The sequence below is a fragment of the Cylindrospermum stagnale PCC 7417 genome, from assembly GCF_000317535.1.
GTDB classification, from domain to species: Bacteria; Cyanobacteriota; Cyanobacteriia; order Cyanobacteriales; family Nostocaceae; genus Cylindrospermum; species Cylindrospermum stagnale.
On sequence record NC_019757.1, the window covers coordinates 6,111,414 to 6,136,265 of the forward strand.

The 24,852-nt window shown below is 40.0% G+C and carries 30 protein-coding genes and 2 pseudogenes; 23 read left to right on the forward strand and 9 right to left on the reverse strand.

Features of this window, described 5'->3' with window-relative positions; translation table 11 throughout:
* Positions 1-68 precede the first annotated feature (68 nt).
* The 5 genes from CYLST_RS25780 to CYLST_RS25800 all read right to left on the reverse strand — a co-directional run bounded on the left by CYLST_RS25780 (position 69) and on the right by CYLST_RS25800 (position 4,888).
* A complete protein-coding gene (locus CYLST_RS25780) occupies positions 69-647 on the reverse strand; it encodes a hypothetical protein (protein ID WP_015210678.1) in 579 nt (192 codons plus the stop codon).
* 588 nt (positions 648-1,235) lie between these two features.
* Complete coding sequence (locus tag CYLST_RS25785) at positions 1,236-1,535, reverse strand: hypothetical protein (protein WP_015210679.1); 300 nt, start codon at positions 1,533-1,535, stop codon at positions 1,236-1,238.
* Between the two features lie 379 nt (positions 1,536-1,914).
* Entirely contained in the window at positions 1,915-2,235 is a 321-nt protein-coding gene (locus CYLST_RS25790) for a hypothetical protein (RefSeq protein ID WP_051056154.1), read from the reverse strand.
* Entirely contained in the window at positions 2,228-3,370 is a 1,143-nt protein-coding gene (locus CYLST_RS25795) for an AAA family ATPase (protein ID WP_015210681.1), read from the reverse strand. The genes CYLST_RS25790 and CYLST_RS25795 overlap by 8 nt, the downstream gene beginning before the upstream one ends.
* A 216-nt stretch (positions 3,371-3,586) precedes the next feature.
* Positions 3,587-4,888 (reverse strand): site-specific integrase, encoded by a 1,302-nt coding sequence (locus CYLST_RS25800; RefSeq protein ID WP_015210682.1) that lies wholly within the window; start codon positions 4,886-4,888, stop codon positions 3,587-3,589.
* 414 nt (positions 4,889-5,302) lie between these two features.
* Here CYLST_RS25800 and CYLST_RS36135 point away from each other — a divergent pair.
* The 13 genes and pseudogenes from CYLST_RS36135 to CYLST_RS25870 all read left to right on the forward strand — a co-directional run.
* A pseudogene (locus CYLST_RS36135) lies at positions 5,303-5,464 on the forward strand (nitrogenase molybdenum-iron protein alpha chain); the annotation flags it as partial.
* Positions 5,465-5,718: 254 nt separating this feature from the next.
* The gene (gene nifK / locus CYLST_RS25815) at positions 5,719-7,254 is read left to right on the forward strand and encodes a nitrogenase molybdenum-iron protein subunit beta (RefSeq protein ID WP_015210683.1); all 1,536 of its coding nucleotides are present in this window, start codon (positions 5,719-5,721) and stop codon (positions 7,252-7,254) included.
* Positions 7,255-7,422: 168 nt separating this feature from the next.
* A complete protein-coding gene (locus CYLST_RS25820; protein WP_015210684.1) occupies positions 7,423-7,752 on the forward strand; it encodes a Mo-dependent nitrogenase C-terminal domain-containing protein in 330 nt (109 codons plus the stop codon).
* A 138-nt stretch (positions 7,753-7,890) separates the two neighbouring features.
* Positions 7,891-9,258 (forward strand): nitrogenase iron-molybdenum cofactor biosynthesis protein NifE, encoded by a 1,368-nt coding sequence (gene nifE, locus CYLST_RS25825; RefSeq protein ID WP_015210685.1) that lies wholly within the window; start codon positions 7,891-7,893, stop codon positions 9,256-9,258.
* Between the two features lie 103 nt (positions 9,259-9,361).
* The gene (gene nifN, locus CYLST_RS25830) at positions 9,362-10,690 is read left to right on the forward strand and encodes a nitrogenase iron-molybdenum cofactor biosynthesis protein NifN (RefSeq protein ID WP_015210686.1); all 1,329 of its coding nucleotides are present in this window, start codon (positions 9,362-9,364) and stop codon (positions 10,688-10,690) included.
* Positions 10,691-10,727: 37 nt separating this feature from the next.
* Complete coding sequence (gene nifX, locus CYLST_RS25835; RefSeq protein WP_041233910.1) at positions 10,728-11,141, forward strand: nitrogen fixation protein NifX; 414 nt, start codon at positions 10,728-10,730, stop codon at positions 11,139-11,141.
* The gene (locus tag CYLST_RS25840; RefSeq protein ID WP_015210688.1) at positions 11,138-11,614 is read left to right on the forward strand and encodes a NifX-associated nitrogen fixation protein; all 477 of its coding nucleotides are present in this window, start codon (positions 11,138-11,140) and stop codon (positions 11,612-11,614) included. The genes nifX and CYLST_RS25840 overlap by 4 nt, the downstream gene beginning before the upstream one ends.
* Positions 11,615-11,777: 163 nt before the next feature.
* Positions 11,778-11,978, forward strand: a complete 201-nt coding sequence (locus CYLST_RS25845) for a CCE_0567 family metalloprotein (protein ID WP_015210689.1) — start codon at positions 11,778-11,780, stop codon at positions 11,976-11,978.
* Positions 11,975-12,292 (forward strand): nitrogenase-stabilizing/protective protein NifW, encoded by a 318-nt coding sequence (gene nifW / locus CYLST_RS25850; protein ID WP_015210690.1) that lies wholly within the window; start codon positions 11,975-11,977, stop codon positions 12,290-12,292. Before CYLST_RS25845 ends, nifW begins: the two co-directional genes overlap by 4 nt.
* Before the next feature lie 10 nt (positions 12,293-12,302).
* A complete protein-coding gene (locus CYLST_RS25855; RefSeq protein WP_015210691.1) occupies positions 12,303-13,091 on the forward strand; it encodes a HesA/MoeB/ThiF family protein in 789 nt (262 codons plus the stop codon).
* Positions 13,092-13,209: 118 nt separating this feature from the next.
* Entirely contained in the window at positions 13,210-13,581 is a 372-nt protein-coding gene (locus tag CYLST_RS25860) for a HesB/IscA family protein (protein ID WP_015210692.1), read from the forward strand.
* Positions 13,582-13,895: 314 nt separating this feature from the next.
* Positions 13,896-14,195: a 2Fe-2S iron-sulfur cluster-binding protein gene (locus CYLST_RS25865; protein WP_015210693.1), complete on the forward strand. Its 300-nt coding sequence runs from the start codon at positions 13,896-13,898 to the stop codon at positions 14,193-14,195.
* Positions 14,196-14,332: 137 nt separating this feature from the next.
* Positions 14,333-14,590, forward strand: a complete 258-nt coding sequence (locus tag CYLST_RS25870) for a FeoA family protein (RefSeq protein WP_015210694.1) — start codon at positions 14,333-14,335, stop codon at positions 14,588-14,590.
* A gap of 175 nt (positions 14,591-14,765) precedes the next feature.
* On the opposite strand, the gene CYLST_RS25875 is transcribed toward CYLST_RS25870, so the two are convergent.
* Positions 14,766-14,975: a TOBE domain-containing protein gene (locus CYLST_RS25875; protein WP_015210695.1), complete on the reverse strand. Its 210-nt coding sequence runs from the start codon at positions 14,973-14,975 to the stop codon at positions 14,766-14,768.
* Positions 14,976-15,778: 803 nt separating this feature from the next.
* On the opposite strand from CYLST_RS25875, the gene CYLST_RS25880 reads away from it, so the two are divergent.
* Genes CYLST_RS25880 through CYLST_RS25890 form a run of 3 tightly spaced genes read left to right on the forward strand, consistent with a single transcriptional unit; the run spans position 15,779 to position 17,909 of the window.
* Entirely contained in the window at positions 15,779-16,243 is a 465-nt protein-coding gene (locus CYLST_RS25880) for an ankyrin repeat domain-containing protein (protein ID WP_015210696.1), read from the forward strand.
* On the forward strand, positions 16,230-17,516 hold the full coding sequence (locus CYLST_RS25885; protein WP_015210697.1) for a nitroreductase family protein: 1,287 nt from the start codon (positions 16,230-16,232) through the stop codon (positions 17,514-17,516). Before CYLST_RS25880 ends, CYLST_RS25885 begins: the two co-directional genes overlap by 14 nt.
* An 18-nt stretch (positions 17,517-17,534) precedes the next feature.
* Positions 17,535-17,909, forward strand: coding sequence for a hypothetical protein (locus CYLST_RS25890; RefSeq protein WP_015210698.1), 375 nt, complete (start codon positions 17,535-17,537; stop codon positions 17,907-17,909).
* Between the two features lie 14 nt (positions 17,910-17,923).
* Here CYLST_RS25890 and CYLST_RS25895 read toward each other — a convergent pair whose 3' ends face one another.
* Positions 17,924-18,400 carry a hydrogenase maturation protease gene (locus CYLST_RS25895; RefSeq protein ID WP_015210699.1) on the reverse strand — a complete coding sequence of 159 codons (477 nt, stop codon included), beginning with the start codon at positions 18,398-18,400 and terminating at the stop codon, positions 17,924-17,926.
* A gap of 162 nt (positions 18,401-18,562) precedes the next feature.
* Between CYLST_RS25895 and CYLST_RS25900 the strand changes: the two genes are divergently transcribed.
* The 4 genes from CYLST_RS25900 (at position 18,563) to CYLST_RS36140 (ending at position 19,794) form a co-directional block, all read left to right on the forward strand.
* Positions 18,563-18,931 carry an SET domain-containing protein gene (locus tag CYLST_RS25900; RefSeq protein ID WP_015210700.1) on the forward strand — a complete coding sequence of 123 codons (369 nt, stop codon included), beginning with the start codon at positions 18,563-18,565 and terminating at the stop codon, positions 18,929-18,931.
* Positions 18,932-19,115: 184 nt separating this feature from the next.
* The gene (locus CYLST_RS36865; protein ID WP_425389055.1) at positions 19,116-19,217 is read left to right on the forward strand and encodes a DUF6887 family protein; all 102 of its coding nucleotides are present in this window, start codon (positions 19,116-19,118) and stop codon (positions 19,215-19,217) included.
* A gap of 23 nt (positions 19,218-19,240) precedes the next feature.
* The gene (locus CYLST_RS25905; RefSeq protein ID WP_015210701.1) at positions 19,241-19,537 is read left to right on the forward strand and encodes a ribbon-helix-helix domain-containing protein; all 297 of its coding nucleotides are present in this window, start codon (positions 19,241-19,243) and stop codon (positions 19,535-19,537) included.
* A 20-nt stretch (positions 19,538-19,557) separates the two neighbouring features.
* Positions 19,558-19,794, forward strand: a complete 237-nt coding sequence (locus CYLST_RS36140; RefSeq protein WP_245587434.1) for a type II toxin-antitoxin system PemK/MazF family toxin — start codon at positions 19,558-19,560, stop codon at positions 19,792-19,794.
* A gap of 187 nt (positions 19,795-19,981) precedes the next feature.
* Here the strand turns inward: CYLST_RS36140 and CYLST_RS25915 are convergent, their stop codons facing one another.
* Both CYLST_RS25915 and CYLST_RS25920 read right to left on the reverse strand, forming a co-directional pair.
* Positions 19,982-20,404, reverse strand: coding sequence for a hypothetical protein (locus CYLST_RS25915; protein WP_015210702.1), 423 nt, complete (start codon positions 20,402-20,404; stop codon positions 19,982-19,984).
* A gap of 183 nt (positions 20,405-20,587) precedes the next feature.
* Positions 20,588-21,688, reverse strand: a pseudogene (locus tag CYLST_RS25920) (nickel-dependent hydrogenase large subunit); the annotation flags it as partial.
* A gap of 116 nt (positions 21,689-21,804) precedes the next feature.
* Between CYLST_RS25920 and CYLST_RS25925 the strand changes: the two are divergent.
* From CYLST_RS25925 to CYLST_RS25935, 3 genes are all read left to right on the forward strand, one after another.
* Positions 21,805-23,271, forward strand: coding sequence for a site-specific integrase (locus tag CYLST_RS25925; RefSeq protein ID WP_015210703.1), 1,467 nt, complete (start codon positions 21,805-21,807; stop codon positions 23,269-23,271).
* A gap of 176 nt (positions 23,272-23,447) precedes the next feature.
* On the forward strand, positions 23,448-24,392 hold the full coding sequence (locus CYLST_RS33735) for an HNH endonuclease (RefSeq protein ID WP_051056155.1): 945 nt from the start codon (positions 23,448-23,450) through the stop codon (positions 24,390-24,392).
* Between the two features lie 215 nt (positions 24,393-24,607).
* Positions 24,608-24,826 carry a hypothetical protein gene (locus tag CYLST_RS25935; protein WP_015210705.1) on the forward strand — a complete coding sequence of 73 codons (219 nt, stop codon included), beginning with the start codon at positions 24,608-24,610 and terminating at the stop codon, positions 24,824-24,826.
* Positions 24,827-24,852: the final 26 nt, after the last annotated feature.

Here is a 24,852-nt window from a genome sequence, read left to right on the forward strand (position 1 = left end):
AACGGTGTTGCAGCTACGCCTGTTGTAGACATTGCACTCAGGGCAATTTTTTGTGGTTTATCATTATTTCAGTCAGGGAAAGCTAAACCTGTTCTAGGATCGCGGATATACAGTCCTAGGGTGAGACTACGCATCACTTCATCCCAAACAGGTATTAATTGCTCTGCTTGATCTGCCCAATAATCAAAGGTAATCAAGCACTGAACATTCGAGCCTAAACCAATGCAAGTCCGCGAAAAAGCATCCCGTGGTTCTTCTTGGGTGTCGATAAACTTAATCTCCATCCAGACAATCCGGGCAGTTTGCCGCTTGACGGTGATGATTTTTCCCCTTTCAATAATATTGCGACTGTCTTCTTCCATCGCTTTCCTCAAAGCGGATTTTATGGGAAACAGACTCCAGTCTCCCGGTGGTAGATGATTGAAAGATACTTCTAGACAGCAATCATCATTGGGGGGTTTTTGATCCATAAATTTGAATGATTTTTCTTGTGGCTCAAACACCCAATTCTGAGGAACATTGAAGCGAACAGCCCCCCTACCTGCTACAAAAATCTTATAGCCAGGAGTCCCGTCCCAATGATGATCTGGTTTTAATTCAAGGGTTTCTTTAATCCACTGGAGATTGCTTTTCTTGCGCTTTGCCATAGTGGTTTTTGTGAATCTGCTGCTTTGTTAATAGTACCAAATTCCCAGATGTCGAATATAAACAAAAGGTAAGTTCAAACCTAGGGTACATTGTCGCCTAAGTTGCAAGTTGCTTGATTACACTGTCCACTCTATAAAGGGGTGTTTGAACATGACTGTATAATCTCAAACTTATATTACTAAAAACCTGGAAGTTTCCCAAAATAGACCAATAACAAGATTGCTGAGATAGACAGCCACAGGTTTTTTGAAAGTTCTTGACTATACTTAAATTTCTCGAAATCATTGGGAAATGCAGTAATACCCCGCTCGTATAAGTAACAGAACTCGAACCACAACCAGAGGGGCGGAATAATAATCCAAAATCCTATTAGTACCTTTTTGATATCATCTGACTAATTGAAGAAAACAGCACTTACAACTGAGAGCAGCAGCAGAATTATCGTAGCTCTGGCAAACATTCTTGTTGGATTAGACTTGACGCGATTCATATTATTTAGAAGTATATATTCTAACTATTTTTGCCATAGATTTACCCGTTGGGCTAGGTTAAAGGAGGGATGCGATGTTTACGACTACACCATCGCACTACTGTACATACTCATCAACAATATTGTAAATCCCTTGGGCTAATGCAGGATCAAATTGCAATTGTAAAATACCAATTTCAGGATTTTTCATAATCACATTTTCTATCCCTTTCGGTTTGAAACGAAACATATCTGTTTTCGTGTTGACATCAACCTTGAAGTTATCGCCATCTACTCGAATAGAAACGATATCATCTAGAGAAATTTGATAGGTAAACGCTAGAAGATATTTAAGCCGAGGTGATGTGTTGATGATTTCAGCAATTTTACTTTTATCTGTGAAGGAAATGTCTGCCATAAAGTTTACGCAACTCCCAACAGCCACAATGTAGCACTTTATTCAAAAATATTTAAAATCTCTAAGTAACTTTACAATCGTACCCTACAGATAAACACATGATTCAGCTAACTAATGTAGAGACGTTGCATGCAACGTCTCTACATTATGGGTGATTTACTGGATATCATATTAGATTGGGGTTGCAGAGATGATGCTGCGTTACGATAGGTGAAAAGAGGGATGCGTAGGCTTTCAGCTAGTCGTAGACATCACGCTAGCTCAGGAACACCAAAGGTATCATATCCCTCTGTAAAGGAAAATCTTTGATGTTTAGCCATTATGCTTTTGCTCGTCCGATTCTAGTAGTTGAGCAAGTTGATGTGCGGCTACATGGGAATTAAGCGGTGACGAAATAGGATAGGTTGCATTTCAGAACCTTCCTAGATGTTGCTCCATCAGCTTTTAATGGTACACCATTACTATGATGACCTCGATATTTTGGAACTTTTAAACCTGATGACTTAAATGATTCTACAATCAACTCAATTTTGTCCCATCTTGAATATTGTGTTCCTTCTTCTAAACCAGTCCACTGAAAATAATACTGAAGAGTATCATCCTCTAACCAATCGACTTTTTCTATCAAAACACGCTCGGCTAATTTGGTAGCTGTTCTGGCATCTGCACCACTTTCAACTATTACAATAAACTCAATCACTGACTTCTCCTGCAACAACCCAATCTTCACCCTCAGCATCCCAAAACTCACCAGTTGTCAAGGTTTGTTTTGCCCATTCTACATCAGGATGTTCATCTAAGCGTTTGGAGATTGTGAAACCTGAATTACTGTTATTCAATATATGTACTTGAGAAGGAACAAGTTCATCAATAATATATGGGGAATGAGTAGAGAAAATAATTTGCAGGCTGGGATTTTCTTGAATTATTTGCTTAATAACAGTCATCAAGTCACGTTGTGCTTTGGGATGAAGTCCCTGTTCAATATCATCTAGTAAAACTAAATTAGGTTGATTAGGGTTCATTATCACAGTTAGCAAACCTAAAGTTAGCATTGTTCCTTCACTAATTGCATGGGCTGGAATACGTTCACCTGTATTCATATCTAATATAACTTCTTGCCCTGTCATTTCCTGAGTTTCGTCATAGGAAATAGATTTACCATCAACTTCGATTAAACGTTTGCGAATGACTGGAACTTTTGCCCGCTTGATGCCAACTTTGCGTACATTTGGTACAATTCGACTCAGCTTTTCTTCTATTAATTCAAATTTATCTGGAGCTTCATCACGCAGAAAATCTAAAGTTGGTGCTAATAACGAACCATCAAACTCAACTTTGGGTTTGACTTTATCACTGTAAGCTGGTTTGGCAAGATTACTTGCAGCTAATTTTAGGTAAACAGTAGGTTTTAAAGATTTACAAATTGCATCCGGGTATTTTATTGGTGTTTTTGTCTCTTCTTTATACCAACTAGCTTCATTTCCATCTATTTTCCATGATGTTGCTGGAATCCAACTCTTAATACCGTCCTGTCTCAAATGATAGGAATAAGAAACTTCCCAATTATCTTGATTTACATCTTGCCAAAAACCACTCGCAGTAACAGACATATCTGTTTCCCCAATTGTTGTAATGAATTGGGGTGATTTATCATACTTAAATATTTCCCTAAATGATGAATTAGTAAGCATACTTAGATAATATACTGCCTGTAACACGCTTGTTTTACCAGCACTATTTTTTCCTACAAGTCCATGTAATCGGGAACTATCGAAATTAAGTTCTGTAGATTTATGGCTTTTGAAATTATGAAGTATTACTTTTTCTAGCATTTGATAGTTAATAGCCTCAAATATAACAGTCAGCTTACACCAGGTTTCACGTATCTAGAACACACTCTTGATTTCTCTCTGCGCCTTTGCGTCTCTGCGTGAGATAAAAAGCCTGGTTTATTTACCTGAAAATCGCTGTTTATTAAAACCGCATATTCAGATATTACTACAGTGGCATATATTTTTGTATGAGCATCACTGATTTGCAACAAAACTTTAACTCCGTTTATAAACCATCTCCATTTTTAATTTTTCAACCTCTAATTGCAACCTCTCATTCTCCATGCTCAACTTGGCATTATCCTCCTTAATCAAATCAACTTCATTTCGCTTATTTAAAGCTTGATTTATTGCTAACTTTCGCATATCTAGGGAGAACCAACGCTGATAGGTTTGGGTGTGAACTTGCACACCATGCCCCAAATTATCCGCCGCTGCTTTGATGGGAATTCCTAGAATGTGCGCTCGAATTGCCCAAGCGTGACGTAAATCATAGGGCTTAAAGTCTAAGCCAATTTTTCTAAACCACCAACTAATTCTCTGGATTAATGCCGTGATTTCTGCATGATTATTTTTGTCCTTTTTACTAATTGCCATTGCTAGCATTTCTAAATATTTAGGATTCCTTAAATCAAATTCCTCAATCCATTGTTTATATAACGGTAAAGCCTCTCTTTCGCCAGTTTTGCAATCTTTATCGACTTTCCAGGTTAAATCTACATTTTCTTGGCTCAACCACCAATCAATATCAGGATTAATAAAGAGTTCTCGTGGACGTAAACCAAAAACAGCTAACATTCCATAAGTCCAGCGCCAAAGTTGCCAGCTATCTTTAACATTTCCATTAACTTGCTTACCTCTGTTAGTCAGGTAAATGTCAAACTTGAAAAATCCCGCTGAGATTTCTGCATCTGTAGGGATGTTGCGGGAATTATTTTCAGGCATTTTGGAAAAATGAGATAAATCAATTTTGATTTTGAATGTTGTGCAAAAAGCAGATATAGCTCTGGCTGCATTATATCTCGCCCAATCTTTATCAATGTTTTCGATTGAATTAATTAGATTTACTGCGGTTGCCAAATCTTGGGGGTTAGTGTGGCGTTTTGTCCGGGAAAAATAATAAAAAAATGTATGTTCGCTTTTGGTAGTGCGTTTATGAGTTTTAAAATACTCTGCTTCAAATTGTTCGAGTAATTCTCCTATGGTGGCAGAGTTATTTTTAATTGCTTCATTTCCTAAATATTTATCATTCCATTCAAAGGTTTTTCGAGCAATTAACTTTCCTAATTCATAAGCTTCTTCTTCAGCGGTTTTTAGTCCATCGAAGTTAGCGGGAATATTCAAAGTGATGTTGTATTGTTTTCTCGCAGTACTCCTGATGTCCTTGTCTCCCGGTTTAATTGGTAAAGTCGCCCGTAATTGCAGAGATCCATTTGATTCCCGGATTGTTACCCTTGTCTTTGCAGACTTCAATCGCAGATTTACTTGCTCTAATTCCAGTGTTAATTTTGTTATCATGATGTACTTTTTGTGGTGATTGCAGACTTGAGCCAAGAAAACTGCGTCGGTAGATGAAACAGGCTCTAAATCTGCGACAGCTTATTGTTACTTGTCCTTACCCTGGTTATGCACAGATGTGTTTTCAATACGGAAGATCCCCCCAACCCCCCTTAAAAAAGGGGGCTTTTTTCTTCCTTTACCCCTTAAAAAGCAGGAGGGCTAAATTTGCTCACCCATCTTTTTAAGAAGGGAATTTTTCTTCCTTCACCCCCTTTTTAAGGGGGTCGCCATAGGCGGGGGGATATTCTTTGAACTATATTGGCTGAGTCTTTAGCCTATATTTAGCCTAAAAATAAATGTGTTATTAGCGAGCAATGTTTAGCACTGACACTGCTTACTGCAAACATAAAGCTGTTGAAAGCGATTAAATCATCAAAAGAATACTCCGGCCCTTATCACGGTTACGACGGATTTGCTATTTTCGCTCGTGACATGGATTTGGCTCTTAACAGCCCAACATGGGGATTAATCGGCGCTCCTTGGAATAAGAAAGCCGCAGCTAAAGCTACAGCTAAAGCTACAGCTAAAGCCTAGGGAACTGGGAGAGAGTAGGGGCGGGGTTCTCCCGTCCGTACAGGGATAGCCTGGGGTGGTAAACACTCCAGGGGGAGTTGGAAATTCAAAATTAAAAATTCAAAGTTCAAATTTTTGAATTTTGTATCTTGAGTTTTGAGTTGTATTTCTACTCTCCTCCAAAGCAAGAGCAAGAGGGCGGGGAAACCCCCTACGACTTCCACAGCGCATCCTCATTCCCGGTAAGAAACTACAGCAAGCTTGGAGAACTAGAAATGCCACAAAATCCAGAAAAGATTCAAGATCACGTCGAGCTATTCCACCAACCGGAATATCAGCAGTTATTTGAAAACAAAAAGCAGTTTGAAAACGGCCACAGCCCCGAAGAAGTACAACGGGTTGCAGAATGGACGAAGTCTTGGGAATATCGTGAAAAGAACTTCGCTCGTGAAGCTTTAACTGTTAACCCTGCTAAAGGTTGTCAACCTTTAGGCGCTATCTTCGCTGCTGTTGGGTTTGAAGGTACTCTGCCTTTTGTCCAAGGTTCTCAAGGTTGCGTGGCTTACTTCCGTACCCACTTAACCCGTCACTACAAAGAACCATTCTCTGGTGTGTCTTCTTCAATGACTGAAGATGCAGCGGTGTTTGGTGGACTGCAAAACATGATTGATGGGTTGGCTAACTCTTACCAACTCTACAAGCCAAAAATGATTGCTGTCTGCACCACCTGTATGGCAGAAGTAATTGGGGATGACTTGCAAGCGTTCATCAACAACGCCAAGCAAGCTGGTTCAGTTCCTCAAGATTTCCCAGTTCCTTACGCTCACACTCCTAGCTTTGTTGGTTCCCACATTACGGGTTACGACAACATGCTGAAGGGTATTCTTTCTAACCTGACAGCAGGCAAGAAGAAGGCAAAAAGCAACGGTAAAATCAACTTCATTCCTGGGTTTGATACCTATGTTGGCAACAACCGAGAAATCAAGCGGATTGCTGGTTTGTTCGGTTTTGACTATACAATTCTGGCTGACAACAGCGACTACTTAGATTCACCTAACACTGGTGAGTTTGATATGTATCCAGGTGGTACAAAGCTGGAAGATGCAGCAGATTCAATCAATGCTAAGGCAACGATCGCACTGCAAGCTCACTCTACCCCTAAAACCCGCGAGTACATTGCAAAAGAGTGGCAGCAACCAGTTACAGTTTGCCGTCCTTGGGGTATTAAGGCTACTGACGAGTTCTTGATGAAACTCAGCGAACTGTCAGGTATTGCTATTCCTGAAGAATTGGAAATTGAGCGTGGTCGCGCAGTTGATGCGATGACTGACTCCCACTCTTGGATACACGGCAAGCGCTTTGCTATCTACGGTGAACCAGATTTAGTTTACAGCGTTGTTGGCTTCATGCTGGAAATGGGTGCTGAACCAGTGCATATCTTGGTTAACAACTCCAATGAAGTGTTCGAGAAAGAACTGCAAGCGGTGCTAGATGCTAGCCCCTTCGGTAAGAGCGCAACAATCTGGGGTGGTAAAGACTTGTGGCACATGCGTTCTTTGATGTTCACTGAACCTGTTGACCTGTTGATCGGTAACTCCTATGGTAAGTACCTGTGGCGTGACACCAAGACTCCTTTAGTGAGAATTGGTTACCCCATCATGGATCGCCACCACTTACACCGCTACTCCACTATCGGTTATCAAGGTGTGATCAACTTGCTCAACTGGATTGTGAACACAATCTTCGATGATATCGACCACAACACCAACATTCCTTCTAAGACCGATATTTCTTACGACTTGATTCGTTAAGAATGTCATTGGTCATTGGTCATTGGTCATTAGTCATTAGGGAAAAATAACTGACTATTGACTTTTGATGAAGGACTCATCAAGTAATTATTGGGGGTTGGGAAATAGGAAATTTATCTACGACCCAATCCCCGTTCTCATTTCTCGCATTTATATCAGGTATGTCAGATGGAATCTACTACTCATTCTCATTCTCACCCTCATTACTCCCCCCCTAATGTTAGATCAGGAAACCCCATCCAACGTCTCCTCAATCCTTTGCGGCGCTTGGTGGATGGAATCCCGGTTAAAAATTCCCGCTTTGCTCACCTAGTTTGTCAGGTAATTCCTTGCTGCTGCCCCTTTGAGCGCAGTATTCAAGTATTTGGGCGGAGCTTCGATATCCCACCACTGTGCAAACTCAATCCTTTGTATGACGAGTTTGTGGGTATGCGGTTTCGGGCTTTATCTTATCTTGCTGATGATTGTGGTGAGGATATCACGAAATACATTTGTTAGTTGTTAGTTATTAGTCATTAGTCATTAGTCATTAGTCATTAGTCATTCGTTATTAGTTATTAGTTATTGGTTATTCGTTATTCAAAGGACAAATGACTAATGACAAAAAAACAATTTCTATCCAGCACGAGAATATAGATGAAAACTACCCAAGGCAAAGTTAACGAGCTGCTTAGTGAGCCAGGATGCGAACATAATCAGCATAAACAAAGTGAAAAGAAAAATAAGTCTTGCGCGCAACAAGCCCAACCAGGTGCGGCTCAAGGGGGTTGTGCTTTTGATGGAGCGATGATTGCTTTAGTGCCAATTACTGATGCTGCTCATTTGGTTCACGGGCCGATCGCTTGTGCTGGTAATTCCTGGGGTAGTCGTGGTAGTCTCTCTTCTGGGCCGCAGCTTTACAAGATGGGCTTTACGACTGACTTGGGTGAAAATGATGTGATTTTCGGGGGCGAGAAAAAGCTTTATCAGGCGATTTTGCAACTTCAGAAACGCTATCAACCGGCGGCGGTGTTTGTCTATGCTACTTGTGTAACGGCTTTGATTGGTGATGATATCGATGCTGTTTGCAAGGCTGCGGCTGAGAAAACTGGTACTCCTGTAATCCCGGTGATTGCTCCTGGCTTTATTGGTAGTAAAAATTTAGGTAACCGCTTTGGCGGTGAATCTTTGCTGGAATATGTAGTTGGCACTGCTGAACCGGAATTTACTACACCCTATGATATTAATTTAATCGGCGAGTATAACATCGCTGGGGAAATGTGGGGTGTATTGCCGTTGTTAGAAAAGTTAGGCATTCGGGTTTTATCAAAAATTACGGGTGATGCTCGCTACAATGAAATTCGTTACGCTCACCGCGCCAAGCTGAATGTGATGATTTGCTCACGGGCGCTGCTGAATATGGCGAGAAAGATGGAGGAGCGTTACGGCATCCCCTATATTGAAGAGTCTTTCTACGGCATTAATGATGTCAATCAGTGTCTACGGAATATTGCGGCTAAATTGGGCGATCGCGATTTGCAAGAACGGACAGAAAAGCTGATTGCTGAAGAAACAGCGGCTTTGGATTTGGCGTTGGCTCCTTATCGCGATCGCCTCAAAGGTAAGCGTGTGGTGCTGTATACTGGCGGTGTCAAGAGTTGGTCAATTATTTCCGCTGCTAAGGATGTGGGGATAGAAGTTGTCGCTACCAGCACTCGCAAAAGCACAGAAGAAGACAAAGCCAAGATTAAGAAATTAATCGGTCAAGATGGCATCATGCTGGAAAAGGGTAACGCCCAGGAATTGCTAGAACTGATTAAAGAAACTAAAGCAGATATGCTGATTGCTGGGGGACGGAACCAGTACACCGCTCTAAAAGCGCGGATTCCCTTCCTCGATATTAACCAAGAACGCCACCATCCCTATGCAGGTTACGTGGGGATGATTGAAATGGCACGGGAACTGTACGAAGCCCTTTACAGCCCTGTGTGGGAGCAAATCCGTAAGCCCGCACCTTGGGACTAAGCAATTCAAAATTCAAAATTAAAAATGAAGAATCTCAATTATGGGATAAGGCATTTTTAATTTGTGATTCTCTTCCTCTTTTCTGTCCCTTTGAAATTCAATCATGGCGATCGTTAATTTTGAGAATAAAGCTCTAACAGTTAATCCACTGAAGCAAAGCCAAGCTTTGGGTGCATCTTTAGCTTTTTTGGGATTGAAGGGGACAATACCTTTATTTCACGGTTCCCAAGGTTGTACTGCTTTCGCCAAAGTTGTGTTAGTGCGGCATTTCCGGGAAGCGATTCCCCTAGCTACCACAGCGATGACAGAAGTAACTACCATTTTGGGTGGTGAAGAAAATGTCGAACAGGCAATTCTCACCTTGGTAGAAAAGGTTAACCCGGAAATTATTGGTTTATGTAGCACTGGGTTAACAGAAACTAGGGGGGATGATATTGAGGGTTTCTTAAAAGAAATTCGCTCACGTCATCCTGAACTAAATCATTTAGCGGTCATTTACGCCCCAACCCCAGATTTTAAAGGTGCTTTGCAAGATGGCTTTGCTGTTGCTGTTGAAAGCATAGTTAAGGAAATTCCCCAAGCTGGTGGTGTTAAACCTGAGCAAGTAACGATTTTGGCAGGTTCCACTTTTACACCGGGGGATGTGCAGGAAATTAGAGAAATTGTCACCGCTTTTGGACTAGAACCGATTTTTGTACCTGACTTGGGTGCTTCACTAGATGGACATCTAGAAGATGGTTATAGTGCGATGACGGTTAGCGGGACAACTCTCAAACAGCTACGTTCTTTGGGTAGTTCGGCTTTCACCATCGCTTTGGGTGAGAGTATGCGCGGTGCAGCCAAGATACTGCAAGAGCAGTTTGGCACAGCTTACGAAGTATTTAGTGATTTGACGGGATTAGAGCCGGTGGACGAGTTCCTCCAAGCAATAGCTGTTCTCAGCGGTAATAGCGTCCCAGAAAAATACCGCCGTCAACGCCGTCAATTACAAGATGCGATGTTGGACACGCACTTTTACTTTGGTGCTAAACGGGTATCCTTAGCTTTAGAACCAGATTTGCTGTGGTCAATGGTAGCTTTTTTGCAATCGATGGGAAGTCAAATTCATGCAGCGGTGACAACTACACGCTCACCATTGCTAGAGAAACTTCCGGTCAAAAGCGTGACCATTGGCGACTTAGAAGACTTTGAAGAATTGGCGATAGGGTCTGATTTGCTGATTGGTAATTCTAATGTAAAGGCGATCGCTAAACGGCTCTCTATTCCTCTCTATCGTCTCGGACTGCCCATTTATGACCGTTTAGGCAATGGTCAGTTCACAAAGGTTGGCTATCGCGGCACGATGGAACTTTTGTTTGGCATCGGCAACCTATTTTTAGAGCAAGAAGAGTCATTAGTCATGAATCCATCTTCATTAATAACTAACAGCTGACAACTGACAAATGACAACTGAAAAAGGACAAATTAGGATGAAAATCGCCTTCACCACCAGTGACCGGATTCATATTAATGCCCACTTCGGATGGGCCAAAGAAATTGATGTTTATGAAATCACCGATAAGGGATATCAATTTCTCGAAACTCTGAAATTTGAAGGCGACCTCAAAGAAGACGGGAATGAAGATAAAATCACACCCAAACTTGACGCCTTAGTTGACTGCACCATTGTTTATGTTCTCGCAATTGGTGGTAGTGCTGCCGCTCGTTTAATCAAAAAGGGTGTTACCCCAGTCAAGGCGAAATCAGAAGAAGAAGAAATTGCTGATGTACTAAATAAGTTAGTGCAAACTCTCAAAGGCAATCCTCCCCCTTGGCTGCGTAAAGCTTTACAGCCAAAAACCGCTACATTTCTCGATGAAGTTGAAGACGAAGCAACCGTATGACCGCAAATAATAGTGTACCCGGAACCACCACAATTGCCGAGTTAAACTCACCTTTCCTCAAGACATTAGTCAAACAAATCCGTGGTCAAGATAGCTATGGATTTTATCGCACTTGGTCGGATGATTTGATTCTCAAACCCTTTATTGTCACCAAACAAAAGAAACGAGAAATTTCTATTGAAGGTGAAGTTGATCCGGCAACTCAAGCACGAATCATGGCATTTTTTCGGGCTGTAGCTGCTGGTATTGAACAAGAAACAGGTTTGATTTCTCAGGTTGTAGTTGATTTGAGCCATGAAGGATTTGGCTGGGCGCTAGTCTTTTCTAGTCGTCTGTTACTAACTGTAAAAACCTTGCGTGATGCTCATCGCTATGGCTTTGACTCCCTAGAAAAATTAGCAGAAGAGGGAGAAGGTTTTGTCCAAAAAGGAATTGATTTAGCGAAGCGCTTTCCCGAAGTAGGCAGCCTGTAATTAGTCATTAGTCATTAGTCATTGGTCATTAGTCAAGGGCTAATGACTAATAAAAAAGCATAAGGGACAAAGGACAAACAACTAATTTAGTCATTAGTCATTGGTCATTAGTCAAGGGCTAATGACTAATAAAAAAGCATAAGGGACAAAGGACAAACAACTAATGACGATTGAGGAACTGAAAGGGCAGATTAGAAAGCTAAACAGCAAAGCTGGTCAAATGAAGATGGATCTGCATGATTTAGCAGAAGGGCTGCCAACAGATTACAAAACACTTATGGATGTTGCGGCTGAAACTTTTGAAATCTACGACAAGTTAGACAAGCTCAAGCAACAGCTAAAAGAATTGGAGAATGGTAAATGAGCGGAACTATTGATGAATTCAAGAAACTCGTAGATGCAGAAGAGTTTTTTCACTTTTTTAACCTGCCCTACGACCATGACGTTGTGCATGTTAATCGGTTACACATTTTGAAAAAGTTTTCTCAATACATCAATGAAATTGATGATAATTCTGCTGACTTGAGTCCAGAAGAAAAATTAAATCAATATTCTGCGGCTTTCCAAAAAGCCTATGAAGTATTTCTTGAATCAACACCCCAGGAACAAAAGCTGTTCAAAGTCTTTAATGACAAGGCGAAGAATGTAGTCAAGCTGACAGAAATCACTTCTGATTAGGAGGTAAAAAGTGGTAAACCTGACGCCTACCGAATTAGAACGCTATCGTCGCCAAATGATGCTCCCTAATTTTGGTGAAGCAGCTCAGAAACGCCTGAAGTCAGCGACAGTTTTGGTTACAGGTGTGGGGGGATTAGGTGGTACAGCGGCACTTTACCTAGCAGTAGCGGGTGTCGGACGGCTAATCTTAGTCCGGGGTGGTGACTTGCGGCGAGATGATATGAATCGTCAAGTTCTCATGACAGACGATTGGATAGGAAAGCCAAGGGTATTCAAAGCCAAAGAAACTCTGGATGCGATTAATCCTGATGTCCAAGTGGAAGCGGTGCATGATTACGTCACCCCGGAAAATGTAGATGCGTTGGTGCAATCCGCTGATATGGCTATTGACTGCGCCCACAATTTTACAGAGCGCAATTTGTTGAATGAGGCTTGTGTGCGCTGGCGTAAGCCAATGGTAGAAGCCGCAATGGACGGGATGGAAGCTTACCTGACGACGATTATTCCCGGTGTAACTCCTTGTTTATCCTGTCTATTTCCAGAAAAGCCTGATTGGGATCGGCGCGGCTTTTCTGTGCTGGGGGCTGTTTCGGGGACACTGGCTTGTCTGGCGTCTTTGGAGGCTATCAAGCTGATTACCGGGTTTAGTCAGCCGCTATTGTCGCAACTGCTGACAATGGATTTAGTTCGGCTGGAATTTGCCAAACGTCGTTCATATCGCGATCGCGCTTGTCCAGTATGCGGTAATACTGCACCCTGGAGATATTCGCACCCCCCATCAATTGAGTGTGAAGTCTAAAGCGCCACTTCTCTTCACATAGCGCGTAAACGATAATTCGTGGGTTTAAAGCTACATCACCCCCAAACAACCCACACCATAAATCACAACAACTAATCGCTACTAATCAGGAGATTTGATGACTATTACTTTAACTGAAAAAGCAGAATTTCGTCTGCGGGCGTTCGTCCGGGGTTCCGCTCCCGAAACTAACGACGCAAACAAAGGTGTCCGCATCTCCGCAAAAGATGGTGGTTGCAATGGTTATGAGTATGGAATCGATATTACCAGCAAACCACAACCAGATGATTTAGCAATTCAACAAGGCAGTGTTTTGCTTTACATTGACGCCAAAAGTATGCCGTTATTAGACGGAATGGTTATCGATTTTGTTGAGGGAGTAATGGAAAGTGGCTTTAAGTTCACTAACCCCAATGCAACAGATACCTGCGGTTGTGGAAAATCCTTTAAAACAGGTGACTGTACACCACCCGGCGTACCTTGCAGCTAATCCCATTGGGGATTGATTTGGGAAAATATTAGTGTGGATGTCCTTCACAATTTCCTGAGCAACAAGTCATCTGTAGAGACTCCCCGTAGACGCAGAGAGCGCAGTTTCTTGAAGAGTAGTAGTAAGTCATGGCGATATTGATTAGTGAGCGTAGTTCCTAGTAGCGCCACTCCACAAGAAGCCGCTACGCATCTACAGCCAAAACAGCGATTCTACGAACCCATTAAATCAATATCGACAGGCTTTGAAGTTGGGGATATTTAACAACTTCAAGAAATAAATCTAATCCTATAACTTTTGAGGAGAATCGGAAAATGGCAAGCTATCAAGTTAGATTAATCAACAAAAAAGACAACCTCGACTCCACAATTGAAGTTGACGAAGATACCACCATCCTAGCGGCAGCAGAAGAAAACGGTATTGAGTTACCTTTCTCTTGTCACTCAGGTTCTTGCTCTAGCTGTGTTGGTAAAGTTACAGAAGGTGAAGTTGATCAATCAGATCAAATCTTCTTAGATGATGAGCAAATGGAAAAGGGATACGCTCTACTTTGCGTTACTTATCCCCGTTCTAATTGCACAATCAAAACACATCAAGAAGCTTATCTCGTATAAAGCATTGATTCGTTTACTATTCTTGGTAAGCGTTGAAGTCATAGCTTAAAAAAGGATGAAGGATATTTTGCATCCTTCATCCTTACTTTTAGAAAGTACACTGTAGATATTTATAAACTTCACCCTTAACTCTACAAATGTATACCCCCTTTACTATTATCGGCTGCTCATTAGAATTGCTGAAACCAGGAGAGCGAGGAATCGTCATTTTCTGTAAGTCTCAAGATGAAACAATCCGGAAAAAACTGATTTCAATGGGGATAACTTCAGGCACTAACATCACTTTAGAACAACGCTTTCCCGCTTGGATTATTAAAATTAAAAACACTACATCCTTAACAATAGACAGAGAAACTGCCCGCGCTATTTATCTGCGGATTATTGATCATGTATAATTAGGATTTTAACAGATTTATTTAAATTAATCAGATATATTCAAGACTAGCAACCTAATTAAATAAAATAATTTTATAATTGTAATTGCTCCAATTTTAACCAAATCTAAAATTCAATAATTAATAAATTATTTTTTGAGGTTTGAATTTTCAATTGGAGCAAAGCAACTATTTTCTAATCAACAGCAACTATCACGTCTGAAGATTTAATTAAAGCATAAGCCTGCTTACCCTCTGCCAGTCCCAGCTTTTCCGCTGATGATTTTGTGATGATTGACACCACTTCTACTCCTGGTGCTAGTTCTAAAGTCACTTCAGTATTAACTGAACCAGTTACAATCTTTTTCACAGTAGTTTTGAGAAAATTACGAGCGCTAACTTCCATATTCTGTTGACTTTCTAGTTATTTGCACTGTATAGACTAGCAAAATTTTATATCGCTCAGTAAGTTCTTTGAAATTTCTTAATAAATCATTAGCAAGATATGACGGTTACATATATTACTTATTATTTGAATACAGCACGGAATATAGAACAAACCTACTGACTTGCTAATATCCTAAATTCAGAAAATTAAATGTAAACATTATTACTTATTCTGCATTTTTTAATTTTTTATGTCTAGGGATCTTCATAAATCATTCATTATTCAAACTTATTAGGGTGATAATATATAACTAAGTTGCTAGTCAACCTAGACTTCAACAAAAAACGATTGCAGAATTATCTCAAAGATTTTTACCTTAATTTTGAGTCGAATTACTAATGGGTATAAAGTACTAACCAGTGAATATGGGTTAATAAGCTAACCAGGCAATTAATGCTACTTACAGCATTAATTTAATAATTAAAACCTTGAGTAATTATAGGATTTACGCATTGACAAAAAATAGAAGTTATTAGCGTTTGAGTTTAAACTCGTGCGTTAGGGAACGCACCCTACAGGTAAGTCTGTTCTAAATTAGTATATTTTTTGTCTGTTTTCAAAAAGTAAAAATCCTTTTGTTGAATAGATAGGTAATGTTTAGATGCTGAGGTAAATCTAGCATTATTAAATTTATGTTTACTTGCAGCACTAAATGGTTCGTAAGCTACCACAATTTTTTGATGATTCAAATATCATTTTTTAAGCATGGTGGGTAATATCCGCCATGACTTTTACCCATTCTTTCATGAGTATAAATAGTTATGAGTCAAAAAAGTAGACAAGACTTGAGTACATTCACCAGCCAATGGCTAATAGCAAAAGGCTACAATGCTGAAGATTTAAATCAGCCTGGTGATAATGGTGATACAGCTTTGATGAAAGCTACTAGAGAAGGCGTTTCTACAGTTGTTCAAGAACTAATTAATGCAGGTGCGGATATCAATGCCAAGAATAACGATAACAATAATGCTTTGTGGTTTGCTTGTTTTGGCAATCACTACGATTTAATTAATTTACTGATTGCCGCCAAAATTAACATTAACAACCAAAATGATAATGGGGCAACTGTTTTAATGTATGCAGCATCAGCCGGCAAAACAGAAGTTGTAAAGTTGTTGCTAGAGCATCATCCTAACATGAATTTACGAAATTTGGATGATTACAAAGCTATTGATTTTGCTAGCAATATAGAAGTATTAAGGCTGATTAAGAATGCCACAAAATAAGATTTATAGGGAAAACTATCACGAAAAAACTAAACATTCTTACTTATCGGTACAGATTGATCCAAATTATGTAGATGCATCAACCCAACCATCTGCATTTAAAGTTTATCCCAAGTTTTATCGGAGATTGAAATTAAATGGCGATAATCCAAATCATACTTTCATCTGGTTAAGTAGTGCGATTACCTTTGAGAAGCTGTATAAAGATGTCCCCTATAAACTGCGGGTAAATCCATCAGCAGGTGCTTTGTATCCGACAGAGGTTTACGTCCAGATTCGTGGTGTGGAGGGGATAATCGATGGTATCTACCATCTAGAACTTGAGAATAATTATCTAACTCTGATTTATGAATTAATTGATGATGGGTTGGAGAGTTATATTATACCGGGAAAAAGTATCAACGGATTCATTTTTTTAATCGGTTGTGTTTATTATAGGTCTAGCTGGAAATATCAAGACAGAAGCATGAGATATTGCTTTCTAGATAGCGGACATCATTTAGGTGCAATTGCTGCTTCAGCTTATCTTCACGAGAAAAACACCCAATTAATCTTTGATTTTGATAAACTCGGTTTAAATGCAGATTTAGGCTTTGAGAATAAAGAGTTTATTACTGGTTGTGTGATATCGGGAGAAGCGCAAGAGAAGAAAGTCAGACGCTTAAGGCTAAAAGTTCCTTTTGTGTCTGGGACTGATTATTTTGAACCTAATCAATTTGTTGAAGATGCTTATCAAGCAACATCTGTACAACCTAGTCGTCAGCAAAAACTAGAGTATCCTCAATTTGATTTGTGTCAAGATAAGTTTTTTGAAGCCGTTTGGAATAGACGTTCTATTAGACGGTTTCAAAAGTACTCTATTTCCCAGAAAGATTATTGGCAAATTTTCCAAGCCGTTCAGCAGCCAATACCGACTGAGAATTTTGAGGAAATAGAAATTTACTCGGTGGTGCATCGAGTAGAGGGGATGTCACCTGGGTTATATAAAGGTACACATTTAATTAAGGCGGGTAACTTTAGCGAAAAGACGGGTTACTTGTGCATTAACCAAGCTATTGCTAGAGATGGCGCGGTAACTGTATTTTTTGTGTCCGATTATATAAATTATCAAACTGCTCTGCAATTAGCCGGATTTTTAGGACAAAGAGTGTATCTATTTAGTAACTATTGGGGAGTTGAGTGTAGTGGCATTGGTGCTTACTATGATGATGAAACTCAAGAGTTTCTCGGAACTGATAAGGCTGTACTTTATGCAATGACAATTGGAATATAACTAGGACACTGAAGCGAGATGGCTAGAAAGAAATATTTCTCCAATGATGATGACTCCCATCCTATGCAACCGTCATCAGCAGATATTATCCTGCGGCAGCAACTGGAGTATTCTATTAGTAGATACTTTTATGAAGCTTGCGATCGCACAATTCAAACTCTATTATCTAATTGTCGGTGGTATGTCACAACCCGTGCGGGTGTGCTGACGTTGGTAATTGAGTGTCCTGATCAAGTTACTAACTGGCGAGTTTTGCAAAAAATCGTGCCAATGGGGACTTTACTCAACGGCATTATCGATAGCGCTAAAATCCGCGTCTGTCCCCCTGAGAGTAACGGGATGCCGTTTGAAATGCGGGTAGATGAACTATCAGTTTACCGCGATTGGGCATAAGGCGATTTTGGATTTTAGATTTTAGATTTTGGATTGCTGATAAGTTCGGTTAATTCCTCAAAAACCAAATTAGCAGCATGTTCGACAGCAGGACTTAACTCCAATCCAAAACCAAGATTTGCTGCTTCAATGAGGTAAACTGTCACCTCTTGGGGAAAGTCATCTTGAAAGATTTTCCTCCCGGCAGCTAAAGCATTATCCCAGCGGAAATCATGCAAGTTATAACTAGGTTCTGGCAGTGCCTCTAGTTCTTTACCTGGGACTTTAAATATAGCACCTGGTTCGGAATTTGTGGCACTAGCATCAATAATAATTAATGTTTTGCTGCCTCTGGCTTGAAACATCACTTCCATGCCGGCTGTGCCACAGTCATAAACGCGCACGTTGGGGTGAGGATTTTGGGCGATAAATTGCTGTAGGCGTTGGGCAATAATTACGCCTACGGCATCATCATTACGGTTGAGATTACCACAGCCGATAATAGTTAGCATGGGATTTTTATCAAGTTCAACTCTTAATATTTACGGAACTTTTGTATGGCAGCACTCTGATTAACTATATAGTTACTCTAGCAGTCCTAAATCCTTGACAAAAATCTAGTTTTATTTCTCTGCATCTGGAGTGTTATTCCCCTAAAATACTCTTCACAAATCATGCTAGTAGTTCGTGATACAGAGGCTAAAGGTAGAGGTATATTTGCCCATAAGGATTTTGCTAAAGGAGAAGTTATTGAAAAAGCTTGTGTGATTGTTATCCCCAAAGAGCAAGTTAAATTAATTACTCATACGGTTTTATTTAATTATTATTTTAATTGGCATGGAGAAAGTGGCGCTATAGCTTTAGGTTTGGCGTCACTTTTTAATCATTCTTATCATCCTAATGCGCTTTATGTGAAAAATTTTGCTAAAAGGGTGATTGAGGTGATTGCTTATCAGGATATAGCTGAAGGCGAGGAAGTTACTGTCAATTATAATGGTGTTGTGGATGATGTTACGCCTGTTTGGTTTGATGCGGTGGAATGAGTTTCACGCACTCGTAGCAAAGGCGCAAAGGAAGAGGAAGAAAGCAATTGTAGGTTGGGCTTACCGTGCGAGAACCCAACATTTACACGTTTATTGTTGGGTTGCGATCTGCTTAACCCAATCTACAATTTTACAATTCTTTAAATGGTGAGGTACTTTAATAAGTCAAGTTAATTAGGCTTCTATGTCTAACCAAGAGTTGAGACAGTATTTCCTGAAACATCGGCAAGATAAAGCCGCAGTTTTTTCCAAAACATACATTATAAATGTGTACAATAAGAATTGATGTGCAAGCCAAAGCCATAAATCATGCATCGCCGGATTAACATCACCTTGCCAGAAGAGACGATTAAACTAATTGATCAAGTTATCGAAAAAGGCGAATCTCCAGAGGAGACACTAGACGATGGCGCGGAAACGCCCGCTGAAAGTGTACGCAGTCGATTTATTAATGAAGCAGTACAATACTATATTAATGAGAAAGCCTTAGCCCGCGTTAGAGAACAGTTGAAACAAGGCGCTATCCAACGTGCAGAACGTGATTTGGGGTTGGTTGAAGAGTGGTTTGATTTGGAAGAAGAAGCGTGTCAGATAAACGAAAAATAATTTACCCTAAACGTGGCTAAGTGTATTTGGTCAATTTCGATCCAACTGTTGGGGCAGAAATTAAAAAGACACGTCCAGCTTTAATCTTACAAAACGATGTTTCTAACCAGCACAGTCCTATAACTGTTGTCGCTGCTATCACCTCCCAGTTTACAGAACCTTTGTATCCCACAGAAGTGCTGATTAAAGTACCAGAAGGGGGTTTACAGATAGATTCGGTGGTACTCCTCAATCAAATTCGTTCAATTGACAGGTAAAGACTAATAAAACGTCTGGGAATTTTACCTCCAGCAATAATGGAACAGGTAGATAAAGCTATTCAGATAAGTCTTGGTTTGGTGAACCTTTGAGGAAGTTTGCAATTGTAAAATATACATCTCCCAAAGCCTCTAAAATAGTGTTCCCAGCCGGAGGCTAGGAACGAGGGAATTTAGAATTAGAAATCTAGAAGGTTACGCCGTGTTTGGTGGCAATTTCTACTAGTTTTTCACACTGGTGTTGTCCGGCTTTTGTTAATATCTCTTCTGCTTGTTCTGGTGTGCTGCCGTCTTTGGGAATTAAGTATTTGACGTAAAGTGATACAAAATCAACTAGGGCTGCTAAACCAGATAAATTGTGTTTGTCTGATTGCTGTCCGGCGATAACTGCAACTAAACCAGCTTTGATGGGGTCTGGTTTGACTTTCATGAATTGATCTATGAGTTTGGGGATGTATTCGCTTGGGGGTAAGTTATCTAATTTGGTTTTATCTGGTGTTAGTTTACATCCGGCGGCTGTTGCTTGATCTAATACACACCATTCTGTAAATTCTTGTAGTGCTGCTTCGGGTAGGAGTGGAAGATGTTTGTGTAGTTCTAAATCGGACACTAGTTTACCTTATAAATGTTAGTTTTTTTGGAGCGCGTTAACAGCGTAGCTTACTGTTTCTGTTCGTTTTGTAATGGAACTGACAGTTAAGAGAAACGAACCGCAGAGGCGCAGAGGACGCAGAGAAAGAGGAAACTAAGAGAGTTTTTGCGTTTTTCTCTGCGTCTTTGCGCGAAACATCATTTAAGCTGTGCGAAAACGGGCTAGTTCTTCGCCTGTTTTGGCGTCGTGGGCGTGAACTGTGCAAACTAAGCAGGAGTCGAACGATCGCGCAACGTGTCCTACTTCTACAGGATCGGCGGAGTCGTGGATGGGTGTGCCGATTAAGGCTTGTTCTAGGGGTCCGCGTGTTTCTTGGCTGTCACGGGGGCCGAGGTTCCAGGTGCTGGGGGCGATAACTTGGTAGTTTTTGATTTTACCGCCTTCTATTTCTACCCAGTGGGATAGGGAACCCCGCGCTGCTTCGGTTGCACCCCATCCGCGTCCATCTTTTTCTTTGGGTTTGATGTACCAGGGGTCGTTTAATTTGAATTCGCGTAGGCAATGTTCGGCTTGACGATATAATTTGACAAGTTCGTGAACTCGTGCTAGTTGCCGGACATGAATGTTTGCACCGCGCATTTTTTTGAAGACGTCGAGAATAAAGCCGTCTTGGTGTTGCCAAGATTCGCCATGTTTACCACCGGCGACTAGTTGACGGGCTAAGGCACCTGCTTCTAAACGTCCGAAGTCTTGGTGGAGTACTGCGCTTGACCAGGAATAGGCACCGCTGAAGTCTTTGGCGTTGTTGGCGGTGGGTTTGGTGGTGCGATCGCTTGGATGAATATCCTCGTTGCCTTCATCATACCAAGAGCGGGTTGTGTTCTCGCGGACAAAAGCCTGATCCATCAAGGTGTGTGTGTCTGCAACACTGTCATACACACCACTTTTCATAATTAACGCCGCATTTCGACCTTCAATAGTTGGTTTTTGATATTTATCTTCGTGTGGCAAATATCCCCAAGTCACATATTTACCAACACCAACGCCATATCTATCTAAACCGATATCTAAACCCATGCGCCAATAAAAACCTAAATCTGATTCTCGGTGATTTTTGTCTTCATCTAACCAATCCCGAAAATCATCATAAGTTTGGATTTGTTCATAACGTTCTAAAGAACAACCCAACCAAACAGGTTCTAACCAATTGGTGCGGAAATATTCGAGAAGTGCCCAAGCGCGGGTAATGTCTGTTAGGGTGGGGGCGCACATCACACCACCAGGCACCATATAACTGCTATGGCAACTGGTTATATACTGAAAATGTTCATGAGTAACTTGTTGTGTAAAGGAATTTTGCTCAACAATAACATTTTATTTTCACCATTTCAGTTTATAAATAAGGGAATATTTAGGGAATGAGCGGACAAAATCAAAACCAGGGTAATTGCGAGGGGACATATTCCACATCTACAGATGAATATGCAAATGCAGACTCAACCGACTGGTTCGCAGATATGTTTGCAGATTTTGAGCCGCAGAACACTACAGACGGTAGCTATAGAGGAACAATGGCGAAAATAAAAGCAACAGAATTACAGTATCAAGAAGTTTTTCAGCAGAAGTTTGTCGAAGCTAATACTAATTTAAAAAGGGATAGAATTAGAGTTACTATTAAACAAACTGGCAATTCTCTCCAGTTAAGGGCTACCCTACCGTTAAAACCAGGCGATTGCAGTTTGGGTAAGGAAAAAAAGCAATATGATTTGTCTCTAGGGATACCAGCAAATTTAGAAGGACTGAAAACCGCCATCGAGGAAAGTTACGAGTTGGGTAAATTAATTGCTCGTCATACCTTCGAGTGGAATGAGAAGTATTTAGGAATTAAGTCTAGAGAGAAGCAAGAGATAAAAAATATTGGTGAATTATTAGATACATTTGATGAAAAATATTATCAAACCCGCCAGAAAACCATAACCAGTCAAAATACTTTTGCTAACTATATATCTGTTATTAAAAGAAACTTTCCTTCAACAACTTTAGCAACAAAAAATCATCTTGAAGAAATTATTAATTCATTTCAGGGAAATAAAAAAAATGAATTAATTGCGGTAACTTCTGTTTTTATTAAAACTTTTCAGTTGGGATTTATACTTGATGTGACGCGGGATCATGTCACTCCTGCTCATCGAGAAATACCTGACAATGATAAAATAATATCTGCTTTTGACCTCTTTGAAAAATTCGCCCTCAATCGCAAAAATACAAATATCACTGATGAAATAGACACCTGGGAAATGTGGCGTTGGGTATATGGAATGTTGGCGACTTTTGGGTTAAGACCAAGGGAATTATTTGTGGAACCAGATATTAATTGGTGGATGTCTCCCCAAAATATAGATCATACTTGGAAGGTCAATAAAAATACCAAAACTGGATATCGAGAAGTTATCCCTTTTGTTCCTGAATGGATAGAATTATTTGATTTACAAAATCCCAAACCATTAAAGATTTTAGAAAAAAAGGTGACAAAAATTGCATCTGTGCAAAATATTAATTGGATGCGGAGAGATATATCCAGATGGTTTAGAAAGGTGGGAATTGAGTTTCAACCCTACGATTTGCGTCATGCTTGCGCGATTCGAGCGCATCTTCAAGGAATACCCATCAAAGCCGCAGCAGACAATTTAGGTCATACTGTTGATGAACACACAAAAACCTATCAAAGATGGTTTGGGATTGAAAACCGGAAAAAAGCCTTTGGTGAGGTAATTAGTCAAAAGTCATTAATTGAGTTACAGAAAAATGAAATATTGGCGCTACGGACGGAGAATGAAAGGTTGAAATTGGAAGTTGAAAAGTTGAAATTCTCGGAAAATGTTTAGCAATCCAGAGGACTACGGACAGCTTTTCCGCTCCGGTAGCATAAATAATTGTCAAGCTATCAGTGTATAACAAATTATTGGAGCGAACAAATATGATATTTTGGGTTTGAATTAGGGGTGATCGCTTGCCGCTCAATTCAGCCGTTATACCGCAACGTGCGTACACTCAAAATCTGATGATTAAAATTCAAACTTCGGGACAGAAACCAGAATCGGTAAGTATTTCGACTGAAGAGTCATTAAGTATTTCGACTGAAAAGTCATTGCTTATAGCGGCTTGGGCATATGGGCTTAAAGAAAACGAATCAATTCATAGGTTTTCTTTGTTTGCTTTCGTGCAATCTCATATCAAAGACGCACCGGAAGAAAACTTGCAAGGATTCATTGAAAAAGATTCATCAAACTGGACTGGCATTAGAAAAGGCAATTACAAATTAACATCTCTTGCTTTTAAACAGATACTTGATCTTGATTTTGATACTCCCAAGGTTATTTTGCCTAAAAATATTTTGTATACATTCAAACGTCAAATTGAAAATTCGGAAATTAGTGTTACTGTCGATACTGTCAAGAGAAAATATATTGTTAAACAAGACAATTGTTCACGAAAAGCGGTTGATGTTGTAGAGTATCTTAAAATAAAAAAATTTGATATTCCTACAAAGGACACTTCAAAGCCTAGAAAAGTATTTAATTGGATATTATCGGGTGACTACCATTGGACAATCGACACAACAATTGAGGAAACGATTTCTTTGGAAGTTATTGAAAGATTTAAAGATTTAGATGAAGAAGAAGTTTTCTCTGAAGGGAAGGAGAAGTATAGCGTTCACAAGTCAAAAGAGAGAAATCAAAAACTTGTCGCTAGAAAAAAGCAAGAAGCGTTATCAGTAAACCCAAATCTGCCTTGTGAGATATGCAAATTCTCTTTTAAGGAACGGTATGGGGAACTTGGAGACAAATTTATAGAAGCCCATCACATTTTTCCTATTTCGGAATTGACTGAAGCAACAGAAACGAAATTAGAAGACTTAATTTTGGTATGTTCTAATTGTCATAAGATGATACATCGCACAAGACCTTGGTTAACGAAAGAAGAAATAAAAAGGTTTCTAAAATAAATGGGTTGCGGTATAACCAGTCACTCAACCTGACGTTGCAACCGCTCGCGCACCGTTAAACATCTTTGAGAAAAGCGATAGCGCAAGCGCTGACTTGTCAGTTCGCTAATCTTGTAGGGTGCATTACATTTCATTAATGTACTTTTTTGATGCTTATTATTTGTGCGATACGCTTTTTTGATAAACTATAATCAGGGAAAGAGCAAGATGAGATCATGAACTTAGATACAATTCAACAAGATATTGCGTCTCTTCCTCCCGATGCACAACTAATCATAGTGGAACTCGTAGAAGTCCTGAAAAAACGCTACCTTTTGAATCAACCCGAATCTTCAGAAAATTCCTCGCAAGACTGGTCAGACTTTATCGGTTGCATAGAAGCTGAAACAGACCTCTCTAAAAACTATAAAAACTACTTGTTTAAGGTAATATGAGAGACTAATTTAATAAATTGATTCGT